This window comes from Paracoccus actinidiae (assembly GCF_030863885.1).
Classification (GTDB): domain Bacteria; phylum Pseudomonadota; class Alphaproteobacteria; order Rhodobacterales; family Rhodobacteraceae; genus Paracoccus; species Paracoccus everestensis.
This window is the reverse complement of sequence record NZ_CP132956.1, coordinates 3,092,319-3,105,030: the sequence shown is the minus strand read 5'-3', so window position 1 is coordinate 3,105,030 and position 12,712 is coordinate 3,092,319. Positions and strand designations below refer to the sequence as shown.

The window sequence follows — 12,712 nt, the reverse complement described above, 5'->3', positions numbered from 1 at the left end:
TGCGGATGCTGCATGAACGCGCGCAATTTCCTTTGTCATCAAGCAGGCGGGCGGGCGCGCGACCGACAGCGCGCTGCCGATCCTGGACACCATTGTCACCGACCTTCACGGGCGCACGCCGCTGGTCTTTGGATCCGCCGCAAAAGTGGACCGCTTTGCTACCTGTCACGACCTGCCCGACGCCGAGGTGTCCGCCCTGTTCGGCCATCGCGGCCTGTTGTGGGCCTGAGGTATATCCATGAGCAAGAAGCACCCCATCATTTCCGTCACCGGCAGTTCCGGGGCGGGCACCACCACGGTCAAGTCCACCTTCGACCAAATCTTCCGCCGCGAAGGGATCCGCGCCGTCAGCATCGAGGGCGATGCCTTCCAGCGCTTCGACCGGCAGGCAATGAAGGACGAACTGGCCCGCCGCCAGGCCGCGGGCGACCAGACCTTCAGCCATTTCAGCTTCGACGCCAATGAACTGGAGAAGCTGGAGGAGATCTTCCGCATCTATGGCGAGACGGGAAGCGGGGAAACCCGCCATTATGTCCATGACGACCGCGAGGCCGAACGCTGGGGCACGCCGCCGGGCACCTTTACCCCCTGGGCGCCTTTCGAGGCAGGATCGGACCTGCTGTTCTACGAAGGGCTGCACGGCGCGGTGGCCAATGACAGCGTCAACCTGGCGGGCCTGGCGGATCTGAAGATCGGCGTGGTTCCCGTTATCAACCTGGAATGGATCCAGAAGATCCACCGCGACAAGGCCAGCCGCGGCTATTCGACCGAGGCGGTGACCGACACGATCCTGCGCCGGATGCACGCCTATGTGCATTGCATCTGCCCGCAATTCACTCAGACCGACATCAACTTCCAGCGGGTACCGGTGGTCGATACTTCGAACCCCTTCATCGCCCGCTGGATCCCCCCCGCCGACGAAAGCCTGGTGGTGATCCGGTTCCGCAACCCGCGCGGCGTGGATTTTCCCTATCTGACCCAGATGATCGACGGGTCGTGGATGACGCGGGCCAATTCCATCGTCATTCCGGGACCGAAAACCGACCTTGCCATGCAGCTGATCCTGACGCCGATGATCCTGCGCCTGGTCGCCGACGCCAAGCGCGCCTGAGGCCATGCGATGAGCCAGATAACCCGCATCGATCCAGTTCCGGAAGCCAGGATGGCGAACGCGATCCGCGCCCTGCCAATGGACGCGGTCGAGGCCGCCACATCGGCCATCCCGGCGCGCCAATGGGGATGGCCGATGTGGCGACCGTCATGTTCAACCGCTTCATCCGGGTGGATCCGGCTTATCCCCCCTGGCCTGATCGCGACCGCTTCGTGATGTCGGCGGGGCATGGGTCGATGCTGGTCTATGCCGTCAATCACCTGCTGGGCCATAACGACATGGGCACCGACCAGATCCGCGCCTTCGGCAGATGGATCGCGCACGGCGGGCTACCCAGAATACGGCCCTGCCAAGGGGATCGGGGTTACGACCGGGCCCCTGGGCCAGGGTATCACCAGCGCTCTCGGCATGGCGTTGGCATAACGCATGGCCCATTCCCGCTGGCCGGACCTGACGGACCGCTGGACCTATGTGAGCGCGGGCGACGGCTGCCTGATGGAGGCGATCAGCCATGAGGCCATCGACGTGGCGGGCCACCTGCGGCTGGGTCGGCTGATCGTGCCGTGGGACGACAACCGCATTACCATCGACGGCAGGACGGACCTGTCCACCTGCGCCGACCAGAAGGTGCGCTTTACCGCTGGGCGCTGGCATATGCAGGCGGTGGACAGGCATGACCGCGAGGCAGTCGCCGCGGCCATTCAGACCGCGCTGGCCGATGACCGCCCCTTGGTGATTGCCTGCAAGGCCATCATCGGGTTTGGTACGGGGCGGCCACGATGCCCAAGGCGCCCGTCCAGGCCGAGGAAATCGCCGCCCGCAAGATGCGGGATTGGCCGTACGACCCTTTTATCCGCCTAAAAGGATTTGATCGCCAATCATTACCAAAGGCTTGTTGCGGATCGCCCGAAGGTCGCAACCCGCAAGGCCAGCGAAATGGCGTTGGAGGTCATCAACGCGACCCTGCCCCGGACCATTGGCGGAAGCGCGGATCTGAACGGGTCGAAACTGACCCGCAGCAAGGGAATGCAGGCTGTACGCCCGGACGACTATGCGGGCCGCTATGTCCATTGCGGTATTCGCGAACATGGCATGGCGGCGGTGATGAACGGGACTGCGTTGCATGGCGGGTTCATCACCTATGGCGGGACATTCCTGGCATTCGCCGACTATTCCGGCCCGCGATCCGGCTGGGCGCACAGATGAGGGTGCCGGTCGTCCATATGATGAACCCATGACAACATCGGTTTGAGCGAGGACGGCCCGATCTACCAGCCGGTCAAGCATCTGGCATCCTTGCGCACCATCCCGAACCTTCAGGTGTTCCCCCGCCGGTGCGGTGGCAACCGCCAAGGCCTGGGAAATCGCCCTGACCAGCCAGTCCACCCCCTCGGTCCTGGCCTTGGCCAAGCAGCTTATCACGGGAGAGAACTGATGGCGCTGATCACGCTGAGATAGCTTTTAGACCATGGCTATGGCGTGCCCGCCTTTAACATCAACAACATGGAACAGGGTCTGGCGATCCTGAAAGCCACCGCCGTCGATGCCCGGCCATCCTGCAAGCCAGCCGGGCGCGCGGTCCTATGCCGACGACATCACGCTGCGCCGCATGGTCGAGGCCTTGGCCGAGACTAACCCCGGCATCCCGATCTGCCTGCACCAGGACCACGGCAACAACCTGGCGACCTGCATGTCGGCGATCCGCCACGGCTTCACATCGGTGATGATGGACGGGTCGCTGCACGCTGTGCCGCGACCGGTTCGAACGCTTCGGCACGGCGGGGCAGGCACCCAAGACCAAGGTCATCGCGATGGACAAGAGGGTCAACCACTATGCGTCGGGGTTTTGGACCCGGCCATCACCGGCGCGAAAGCCGCCGGAGAGGAGGAGTCACCACGAACGAGATGCCAACCAAGCTGGACGCCAAAAGCGCTACGCCGAAGGTTCGTGGGCAAGCTGGAAGGCGATCCGGCCACCACCAAGGGCTATTACGACATCTTCCGCGAGGATCGGAATCCGATGGCCCAGGAAAACGGCTCTTCTTCGAACAGGACTGGGCATCGCTCAACAAGATGATGCCCGTCGCCTCGGGCGGGATCCATGCGGGCCAGATGCACCAGCTTCTGACCTATCCGGGCGAGGATGTGGTCCTGCACTTCGGCGGCGGCACCATCGGCCACCCACGGGATCGAGGCGGGCGCCCAGGCCAACCGCGTGGCCCTGGAGGCGATGGTCTTCGCCCGCAACGCCGGCCGCGACATCTGGAACGAGGGCAAGGACATCCTGCGCGACGCGGCCCACACCTGCACGCCGCTGAAGCAGGCGCTGGATGTGTGGAAGAATGTGCCCTTCAACTATGCCTCGACCGATGCGCCCGATTTCGCGCAGATGGCCGAAGTGTCGATGTGACCCAACAGTGCGTGTGAACACGCGCCCTACCCACCCCTGTAGGGTGCGTGCTTGCACGCACCACCCCCGCCACAAGGGACAAACCCCATGAAACTGCGCCAAGGACAGTTCAGCTTTCTGCCCGACCTATCGGACGACGACATCCGGGTCCAAGCCCGATACGCCATCGACAACGGCTGGGCCGTGTCGGTCGAATGCACCGGCGACCCCATCCCCGGAATACCTATCGGGAAATGTGGGGCCATCCAATGTTGGACAACCCGGACGCCGCCGTGGTCTTCCAGATCAACGAATGCCGCAAGGAACATGGCGGCAAGTACATCCGCCTCATCGCCTTTGACGGATCGCCCGGTTGGGAATCCGTCCGCATGAACTTCATCGTGAACCGCCGGGCCAGCGAACCCGGCTTCTGCGTGGTCCGCCAGGAAGGCGAGAGCCGCAGCATCCGATACACCATCGAAAGCCATGCCATGCGCGAACCCGAAGACGCGCGATACGCCTGAACCCTTCCGGCGGTGTTCCCCCCACCGCCCAAGCTTTTTGTGAAAGGTGCCCCGATGGACGATCCCCGCCCCACCCATGTCGATCTGGCCGCATTCTTCGAGTAAAGCGGCGTGCGCGAACTGGATGAGACCCTGACAAGGCCTTGAATCGGTCAAGTCCCGCATCCACGAGACCGCCGCCCTGCTGCTGGGGGACAAGGCCGCCGCCAGATGGGGCTGGCTGTCGAAACGCCCATGCTGCATATGTTCTTCACCGGCAATCCCGGCACCGGCAAGACCACCGTGGCGCTGAAGATGGCCAGCCTGCTGCACCGCTTGGGCTATGGCCGCAAGGGCCGCTCGCGCATCGCATCGAATTTCCCGACCATAGCGGTCGCAAACTGCTGCATATCGCGGAAAAGATGCTGGCCAGCCAGAACTGCCGCCTGGACGACGACGCGAACGGCGATGGAGCAGTATATCACCGTCCGCCGGTCCCAGCCGCATTTCGCCAGCGCCCGGTCGGTCCGAAACGCGCTGGACCGCGCCCGCCTGCGTCAGGCCGACCGCCTGTTCAACAAGGCGAAGGGGCCCATGGACGCCGACCGCCTGTCGCTGATCGCCGAACCCAACATCCGCGTTTTCAGGGCGGGCTGGACGTGGACAGGCTTGACGCGCAGGGCGCAAACCGCCAATCCGCTGCGGAACGATTGGGAAAGGGACCGCCATGACCTTCGACCGCAGCATCAAGATCGCGCCTTCCATCCTGTCCGCCGACTTCGCCAATTTCGGGGCCGAGATTCGCGCCATCGAGGATCAGGGCGCCGACTGGGTCCATGTCGATGTGATGGACGGGCATTTCGTGCCGAACCTGACCTTCGGCCCGCCTGCCGTGAAGGCGTTTCGTCCCCATGTCACGACCTTCATGGACGTTCACCTGATGATCGCCCCGGTGGACCCCTATATCGAGGCCTATGCCGAGGCGGGCGCCGACATGATCACCGCCCATGTCGAGGCCGGTCCCCATCCCCACCGCACCCTGCAGGCGATCCGAGCGACAGGGAAAAAGGCCGGGATCGCGCTTAATCCCGGCACCCCGGTCGAGGCGGTGGAATACCTGCTGGATCTGGCCGACATGGTGCTGGTGATGACCGTGAACCCCGGCTTCGGGGGGCAAAAGTTCATCCACGGCCAGGTGGACAAGATCGCCCGCCTGCGCGGCATGATCGGCGACCGGCCCATCCATATCCAGGTGGACGGCGGCGTGGATCCCAAAACCGCATCCCTTGTCGCCAAGGCCGGGGCGGATGTGCTGGTCGCGGGATCGGCGGTGTTCAAGGGCGGGTCGGTCAGCCAGCCGCAGGTTTACGGGCAGAACATCCGCACGATCCGCGAGGCCGCAAGGGGACTGTCGCAAGCGGTTTGACAATCCCCCGCCCCCTGCGCTTTCCTGCCGGGGAACAACGCAGGGGAGCGATCATGGATCTGGGCATCAAGGGAAAGCGCGGGCTGGTCTGCGCGGCGTCAAAGGGTCTGGGGCGCGGCTGCGCCGAAGGCCTGGCCGAGGCGGGGGTCGATCTGGTCATCAACAGCCGCACCGAATCCGAGATCACCAGGACGGCCGAGGAGATCGCACGGAAGCACGGCGTTTCCGTCACCCCCGTCGCCGCCGACATCACTACCGAGGAAGGCCGCGCCAAGGTGCTGGCCGCGGTCGGACAAGCCGATATCCTGGTCACCAACGCGGGCGGCCCGCCGCCGGGCGATTGGCGCGACTGGAGCCGCGACGACTTCATTCGCGCCATCGACGCCAATATGCTGTCGGCGATCGCGCTGATGCAGGCGCTTGTGCCCGGCATGATGGACCGGGGCTGGGGCCGGGTGGTCAACATCACCTCGGCCTCGGTTCGCTCGCCCGTGTCGGTGCTGGGGCTGTCCAATACCGCGAGGACCGGGCTGACCGGATTTGTCGCGGGAATGTCGCGCCAGGTGGCGGGGCACGGGGTCTGCGTGAACAACATCCTGCCCGGCATTCATGCGACCGCCCGCGCCGACAGCCTGGACAAGGGCGTATCCGACAAGCAGGGCATCAGCATCGAGGACGCGCGCCGCCAGCGGCAGGCGGGCATCCCCGCCGGCACCTATGGCACGCCCGAGGATTTCGGTGCGACCTGCGCCTTTCTGTGCGGTCAGCAGGCGCGGTTCATCGTGGGCCAGAACATCCTGCTGGACGGCGGCGCGCTGAACGCCACGGTCTAGGGCTGCCCGGTGGCGGCGCGATAGGCGCGCAGGATCCCCGCAAGCTGGTCCCGGCGGGCCTGGGGGTCGGCCAGCACCGCGCACAGCCCCCGGGCGCGGGCGGACATCTGCTGGCAGTCGTCGGGATTGGCACGCGCCCACGCCAGCCTTTCCGGCAGATCGCCCGCGCCGGGGCGCAGGGGGATGTAATGCTGCCAAGGCTGGAAGATCCCGCGCGCGAAGGTCTCCCAGCCGTCTTCTTCCAGCAGCACGACCGAGTTGCTGTTGGCCAGCGGCAGGAAATCCTCGGCCCCCGAGGTCGCGCCCAGGCAGACCAGATAGCGGTACGACAACAGCACATCGTCGCCCTTCCGGCTTGCAATCAGATGCGGCAGGCCCGCGAGGCCCAAGGCCTTTTCCCCCCTCGCGTCCGGGGTCAGGCCAGCATCGATCTGGTCCGACCCGTGATGGCGCAAGGCCAGTGCGACGCGTGCGGCGGCGCGCAGCTCCGCCCCTGCGCCCGCCTTGCCCGCCAGCAGGTCTGCCACGGTCTCGTGCACCGGGCGCAGGGGCTGGCCGTCGTGCGCGATCACATGACCAGAGAGGTCGCCGCGGAAAACGGCCCGGTCCAGCTTTTGCGCAAAGGGCGGGTCGGGGCGGTCGGGGCGGCCCAGATAGCCGTCGTTGCCAAGCCGATGGATCCACGGCATCGGCCACAGGAACACATTGGCCGCCCCTACCCTGCGGCAGCCCGCCAGCACCGGGCCGTCGCCCCCCGCATATCCCGGCTGCATGTCGATGTGATAGATGCCGCTGTCTGCCACCTGCGCGATGTCATTGGCAGTCGTGGCGATGCGCAAAAGGCGGGGCATCGCGGCATGGGCATGAAAGAACCCGTCCGGGCCGCGCCGCAGGGGCAGCGCCGCGCCGCTGCGATCACGAACCTCATCCCGGTCCAGATCGACAATTGCCGCATGAAGGGATCCGGGCCGATGCGGGGCAGGAACAAGGGCCGCCGGACAAGCCGCGCGAACCACGGCAGCGTTGATGCTGCCGGCATCGCCATCCGCAGCCCTGTCCGGCGCCTCCAGCATCCGGGCAAGGGCCGGCAGATAGGCCTGGCGCCGCGACTTGGCCCCCGCGCCGGGACGGGGCGGGCAATTGGACAGGTCAAACCAAGGCGCCAGGGCGTCGCGGTAATCGCCGGGGGTGGCGTGGTCGATGTCGATTTCCACGAACTCGGCCCGGTTCGCAAAATAGGCGCGGCAATCGGCCAGGTGGGCATCCCATTCGTCGGCCCACAGGTCGGCCAGGTCCGCCACCGCCACGCCCCGGATCTGGGCGCAAGCGCGGGCATAGCTGCCGTTCCGGTGCATATATCGGCTGATCACCCAGTCCTCGACGCGGCGGGTGTTCAGCAGAAAGACCGAACCGGGCCAGCTTTCGTCAAGGAAACGGAACTCCTTGAATGCCTCGACGATGGGCATATTCAGGTAACGGACCGATTCCATGTCGGTGAAGGCCACCGTGTCGGCCCAGGGCTGCAAGGGCTTCACACCCGTCAGCTTTGACCAGGCGATGTCCTCGGCCAGGGCGCCTCCGGCCCAGTGAACGGCATGATAGCCGTTCATCCCGAACAGGCGCGCGATAAAGGTCGTGCCGCATTTGTTGAAGCCGATCTGAAAGAATTTCCGCGCCACGCCGCCCCCTGTCCGATGCCGCGAGACCCTGCTGCGGGGGCGGGGCGCTGTCAATCGCGGCAGGGACGAGGGGATACGACAAAAGGCTTGCCTTGCGGGCGCGGCCCGGTTAGCTCTCAGGCCATCGGAACTCGGGAGAAGCTGGCCCGCGCCAGTGCCGAAGGAGCAGCCGCCCCGGCGAACTCTCAGGCAGAAGGACCGTTTTCCGCCAAGAACTCTGGAGAGTGGCCGATCCGGCCCGCCGAAGGGATAACGATCTCAGGCGCCCCGACGGGGCAGGGACAGAGGGGGCATCGTATCGGGCGAACATCCCGCCAACCGATGCCGGCTGTCCGGCTGTTTGAGAGGAAGGTCACATGACCGACAATCCGCGCCGGACCGGGCTTTACGATCTTCACGGAAGGCTTGGCGCCCGCATGGTTCCCTTCGCAGGATGGGAAATGCCGGTCCAGTATCCGATGGGGGTGCTGGCCGAACACCTGCATACGCGCGCGCGTGCCGGGCTGTTCGATGTCAGCCACATGGGCCAGGTTCTGGTCACGCCGAACGATGGCGACATGGCAACGGCGGCATTGGCCCTGGAACGCCTGATCCCCGCCGATGTCATGGGCCTGGCCGAGGGGCGACAGCGTTACGGGCTGTTCACCAACGACCAGGGCGGGATCCTCGACGACCTGATGTTTGCCAACCGGGGCGATCATTTCCTGCTGGTCGTCAACGCGGGCTGCGCGGAACAGGACATCGCCCATCTGCAGACCCTGGACGGGGTTACGGTGACGCCTGTCACGGATCGCGGGCTGCTGGCCCTGCAAGGTCCGCTGGCAGCCGAGGTTCTGTCCCGGATCGTTCCCGCCGCAGCCGATATGCGCTTCATGGACAGCCAGATCCATGCCTGGAACGGGGAGGATTTGTGGATCTCCCGGTCGGGTTACACGGGCGAAGACGGGTTTGAGATCTCGGTTCCCCAAGACCGGCTGGAGGCCTTTGCCCAAGCCCTGCTGGATCAGCCCGAAGTTGCCCCCATCGGCCTTGGCGCTCGCGACAGCCTGCGGCTTGAGGCGGGGATGCCGCTTTACGGCCACGACATGGACGCGGACGTGACGCCCGCGCAGGCGGCCCTTGGCTGGTCGATCCCCAAGATTCGCCGGACAGGTGGCGCGCGCGAGGGCGGGTTCCCGGGCGCAGAGTCCGTGCTGGCCGAGCTTGCAGGGGGTTCCCCTGTGACCCGTCGTGGCCTACGACCCGATGGCCGCGCGCCGATCCGCGAAGGGGTGGCGATCTTTGCCGATCCCGAAGGCGGCGATCCGGTGGGTCAGGTCAGTTCCGGCAGCTTCGGGCCATCGGTCGGCGGTCCCATCGCCATGGCGCCGCTGCCCAAGAACCTGCCGGATGGCACGACGCTTTATGCCGAACTGCGCGGCAAGCGCATTCCCGTCACGATCACCCCCCTGCCCTTCATCCCGCCATCCTACAAACGCTGAGGAGCCACCATGCTGAAATATAGCCAAGACCATGAATGGCTGCGCGCCGAAGGGGACGAGATCGTCGTCGGCATCACCGCCCATGCCAGCGAGCAGCTGGGCGATGTGGTCTTTATCGAGTTGCCCGAGGAAGGCCGGGAGGTCGAGGCGGGCGAGGAGGTCGTGGTGATCGAGTCGGTCAAGGCCGCATCCGACATCTCGGCCCCCATTGCCGGTGTGATCACGGCAGTGAACAGCGCCTTGGCCGATGCGCCGGGCAGCGTGAACGACGATGCGACGGCCGCCTGGTTCTTCCGCATCAAGCCCGCCGATCCGTCTGCAATCGAGGGATTCATGGACGAGGATGCCTATCAGGCGCTGATCGGTTGACGACGCCGGGGGCGCTTCGCCCCCCGGACCCCCCGAGGATATTTGAGCCAAGGCAAAAGCCGCTTTGGAAAGAAGGCGATCATGACCCGCTGGACACCGACCGACTATAATCCCGACGATTTCGCGAACCGCCGCCATATCGGGCCTTCGCCCGCCGAGATGGAGGCAATGCTGAAGGCCGTCGGCGCCGACAGCCTGGATGCGCTGATCGGCCAGACCATCCCCGCGGCGATCCGGCAGGACCAGCCGCTCGACTGGCCTGCGCTGTCCGAGGCGGCGCTTCTGGACCGGATGCGGCAGGTCGCGGCGAAGAACACCGTGATGACCAGCCTGATCGGCCAAGGCTATTACGGCACCGTCACGCCGCCCGCGATCCAGCGCAACATCTTTGAAAACCCGGCCTGGTACACGGCCTATACCCCGTATCAGCCCGAAATCGCCCAAGGCCGGCTGGAGGCGCTGCTGAACTTCCAGACCATGGTGGCCGACCTGACAGGCCTGCCCGTCGCCAATGCCAGCCTTCTGGACGAAGCGACCGCCGCGGCCGAGGCGATGGCCATGGCGCAGCGTCAGTCGAAGTCCAGGGCCGACGCCTTCTTCGTGGCCCATGACCTGCATCCGCAGACGATTTCCGTGATCGAGACGCGGGCCGCCCCCCTTGGCATCCGCATCATCAAGGCCTCCATCGACGATCTGAAGGCGGATGAGGTCTTCGGCGCGATCTTCCAATATCCGGGCACCTATGGCCATATCCGCGACCTGACGCCCGAGATCGAGGCCCTGCACGCGGCGGGCGCGCTTGCGGTCGTGGCGACCGACCTGCCGGCCCTGTGTCTGCTGAAGGAGCCGGGCGCGATGGGCGCCGACATCGCCGTTGGATCGGCGCAGCGTTTCGGCGTGCCGATGGGATATGGTGGCCCGCACGCGGGTTTCATGTCCTGCAAGGACCAGCTGAAGCGCGCCATGCCCGGCCGCATCGTCGGCGTTTCCATCGACGCCAAGGGCAACCAGGCCTATCGCCTGTCGCTGCAGACACGCGAACAGCATATCCGGCGCGAGAAGGCGACCTCCAACGTCTGCACCGCGCAGGCGCTGCTGGCGGTCATGGCGTCCTTTTATGCCGTGTTCCACGGTCCCGAAGGGCTGCGCGCCATTGCCCAGCGGGTGCATCTCCACGCGGTCACCATCGCCAATTCCCTGCGTGCCGCCGGGGCCGAGGTCGCGCCGGATGCATTCTTTGACACCATCACCGTCAAGGTGGGCGTGGGCCAGCAGGGCATCATGGCTGCCGCCCGCCATCGCGGCATCAACCTGCGCAAGGTGGGCCGCGACCGTGTGGGGGTCAGCGTCGATGAGACGACGGATGCCGGGGTGATCCTGCGGCTGCTGGATGCCTTTGGCATCACCGATGCGGCGGAGGCCGCGACCGAGCCTGCCATCCCCGAGGATCTGCTGCGCGACAGCGACTATCTGACCCATCCGGTCTTCCACATGAACCGGGCGGAATCCGAGATGATGCGGTATATGCGCCGGCTGTCGGACCGCGACCTGGCGCTGGACCGGGCGATGATCCCGCTGGGCAGCTGCACCATGAAGCTGAACGCCGCAGCCGAGATGATGCCGATCACTTGGCCCGAATTCGGCGCGCTGCATCCCTTTGCCCCCGTTGACCAGGCCGCAGGTTACGCTGAGGCCATTGGCGACCTGACCGAGAAGCTGTGCCAGATCACCGGATACGACGCCTTCTCCATGCAGCCCAACAGCGGCGCGCAGGGGGAATATGCGGGGCTGCTGACCATCGCCGCCTATCACAAGTCGCGCGGCGAGGATCGGGACATCTGCCTGATCCCGGTCAGCGCCCACGGCACGAACCCGGCCTCGGCCCAGATGTGCGGGATGAAGGTCGTTGTGGTGAAGTCGGCGCCCAACGGCGACATCGACCTCGAGGATTTTGCGGACAAGGCCGCCAAGGCGGGCGACAAGCTGGCGGCGGTAATGATCACCTATCCCTCGACCCACGGCGTCTTCGAGGACACCGTGCGCGAGGTTTGCGACATCACCCACAAACATGGCGGCCAAGTCTATATCGACGGGGCCAACATGAACGCGCTTGTCGGACTGGTGAAGCCGGGCGAGATCGGCGGCGATGTCAGCCACCTGAACCTGCACAAGACCTTTGCCATCCCGCATGGCGGCGGCGGTCCCGGCATGGGTCCGATCGGCGTCAAGGCGCATCTGGCGCCCTTCCTGCCGGGCGATCCGCGCGAGGATGACAGCGGTGCGGTATCGGCCGCGCCTTATGGCAGCGCGTCCATCCTGCTGATCTCATGGGCTTACTGCCTGATGATGGGCGGAGCGGGGCTGACGCAGGCGACACGCGTGGCGATCCTGAACGCGAACTATATCGCGTCGCGTCTGGCCGGTGCCTATCCGATCCTGTTCATGGGCAACCGGGGGCGGGTGGCGCATGAATGCATCATCGACACACGGCCCTTTGCCGAACACGGCGTAACGGTGGACGACATCGCCAAGCGCCTGATCGACAACGGCTTCCATGCGCCGACCATGAGCTGGCCCGTGGCAGGCACGCTGATGGTGGAACCGACCGAATCCGAGACCAAGGCCGAGATCGACCGCTTCATCACCGCGCTGCTGGCCATTCGGGACGAGATCACCGAGGTGGCCGAGGGACGGATCGCCGCGGACCAAAGCCCGCTGCGCCATGCGCCGCACACGGTCGAGGATCTGGTGGCCGATTGGGACCGCGCTTATTCGCGCGAACAGGGCTGCTTTCCGGCCGGTGCCTTCCGGGTGGACAAGTATTGGCCGCCGGTGGGCCGGGTGGACAACGCCTATGGTGACCGCAACCTGATCTGCACCTGCCCGCCGCTGGAAAGCTATGCCGAGGCGGCGGAATAAGA

General features: G+C 65.8%; 8 protein-coding genes, 5 pseudogenes and 1 riboswitch. Of the genes and pseudogenes, 12 read left to right on the top strand and 1 reads right to left on the bottom strand.

The genetic code is table 11. The features are described from left to right. The first annotated feature begins 25 nt into the window (after positions 1-25). The 9 genes and pseudogenes from Q5701_RS15470 to Q5701_RS15430 all read left to right on the top strand — a co-directional run bounded on the left by Q5701_RS15470 (position 26) and on the right by Q5701_RS15430 (position 6,262). Positions 26-229: a hypothetical protein gene (locus Q5701_RS15470; RefSeq protein WP_306755429.1), complete on the top strand. Its 204-nt coding sequence runs from the start codon at positions 26-28 to the stop codon at positions 227-229. Between the two features lie 9 nt (positions 230-238). Next, a complete protein-coding gene (locus Q5701_RS15465; protein WP_306751887.1) occupies positions 239-1,111 on the top strand; it encodes a phosphoribulokinase in 873 nt (290 codons plus the stop codon). Positions 1,112-1,120: 9 nt separating this feature from the next. Beyond that, positions 1,121-2,525 (top strand): annotated as a pseudogene (locus Q5701_RS23100) (thiamine pyrophosphate-binding protein); the annotation flags it as partial. 65 nt (positions 2,526-2,590) lie between these two features. Next, positions 2,591-2,858, top strand: a pseudogene (locus Q5701_RS15455) (class II fructose-bisphosphate aldolase); the annotation flags it as partial. 201 nt (positions 2,859-3,059) lie between these two features. Continuing rightward, positions 3,060-3,521: pseudogene (locus Q5701_RS15450) on the top strand (RuBisCO large subunit C-terminal-like domain-containing protein); the annotation flags it as partial. Positions 3,522-3,608: 87 nt separating this feature from the next. Beyond that, positions 3,609-4,024 (top strand): annotated as a pseudogene (locus Q5701_RS15445) (ribulose bisphosphate carboxylase small subunit). A 54-nt stretch (positions 4,025-4,078) separates the two neighbouring features. Further along, positions 4,079-4,734: pseudogene (locus Q5701_RS22900) on the top strand (P-loop NTPase family protein). Then, positions 4,731-5,429 (top strand): ribulose-phosphate 3-epimerase, encoded by a 699-nt coding sequence (gene rpe, locus Q5701_RS15435; protein ID WP_306751886.1) that lies wholly within the window; start codon positions 4,731-4,733, stop codon positions 5,427-5,429. The pseudogene Q5701_RS22900 and the gene rpe overlap by 4 nt, the downstream one beginning before the upstream one ends. Positions 5,430-5,482: 53 nt before the next feature. Next, on the top strand, positions 5,483-6,262 hold the full coding sequence (locus Q5701_RS15430; protein ID WP_306751884.1) for an SDR family oxidoreductase: 780 nt from the start codon (positions 5,483-5,485) through the stop codon (positions 6,260-6,262). Here Q5701_RS15430 and Q5701_RS15425 read toward each other — a convergent pair. Continuing rightward, positions 6,259-7,941: a glycosyl transferase family 90 gene (locus Q5701_RS15425; RefSeq protein ID WP_306751882.1), complete on the bottom strand. Its 1,683-nt coding sequence runs from the start codon at positions 7,939-7,941 to the stop codon at positions 6,259-6,261. The genes Q5701_RS15430 and Q5701_RS15425 overlap by 4 nt on opposite strands. 122 nt (positions 7,942-8,063) lie before the next feature. Then, positions 8,064-8,152: riboswitch (glycine riboswitch) on the top strand. A gap of 145 nt (positions 8,153-8,297) precedes the next feature. Between Q5701_RS15425 and gcvT the strand changes: the two genes are divergently transcribed. From gcvT to gcvP, 3 genes are all read left to right on the top strand, one after another. After that, positions 8,298-9,422 carry a glycine cleavage system aminomethyltransferase GcvT gene (gcvT, locus tag Q5701_RS15420; RefSeq protein WP_306751881.1) on the top strand — a complete coding sequence of 375 codons (1,125 nt, stop codon included), beginning with the start codon at positions 8,298-8,300 and terminating at the stop codon, positions 9,420-9,422. 9 nt (positions 9,423-9,431) lie between these two features. Next, on the top strand, positions 9,432-9,791 hold the full coding sequence (gene gcvH, locus Q5701_RS15415) for a glycine cleavage system protein GcvH (protein WP_373568558.1): 360 nt from the start codon (positions 9,432-9,434) through the stop codon (positions 9,789-9,791). An 81-nt stretch (positions 9,792-9,872) separates the two neighbouring features. Next, positions 9,873-12,710 carry an aminomethyl-transferring glycine dehydrogenase gene (gcvP, locus tag Q5701_RS15410; RefSeq protein WP_306751880.1) on the top strand — a complete coding sequence of 946 codons (2,838 nt, stop codon included), beginning with the start codon at positions 9,873-9,875 and terminating at the stop codon, positions 12,708-12,710. Positions 12,711-12,712 lie beyond the last annotated feature (2 nt).

What these genes read in the sequence shown, in the direction of transcription:
- Q5701_RS15465 (WP_306751887.1), top strand. Translation starts at nt 239, where the DNA reads ATGAGCAAGAAGCACCCCATCATTTCCGTCACCGGCAGTTCCGGGGCG.
- rpe (WP_306751886.1), top strand. Translation starts at nt 4,731, where the DNA reads ATGACCTTCGACCGCAGCATCAAGATCGCGCCTTCCATCCTGTCCGCC.
- Q5701_RS15430 (WP_306751884.1), top strand. Translation starts at nt 5,483, where the DNA reads ATGGATCTGGGCATCAAGGGAAAGCGCGGGCTGGTCTGCGCGGCGTCA.
- gcvT (WP_306751881.1), top strand. Translation starts at nt 8,298, where the DNA reads ATGACCGACAATCCGCGCCGGACCGGGCTTTACGATCTTCACGGAAGG.
- gcvH (WP_373568558.1), top strand. Translation starts at nt 9,432, where the DNA reads ATGCTGAAATATAGCCAAGACCATGAATGGCTGCGCGCCGAAGGGGAC.
- gcvP (WP_306751880.1), top strand. Translation starts at nt 9,873, where the DNA reads ATGACCCGCTGGACACCGACCGACTATAATCCCGACGATTTCGCGAAC.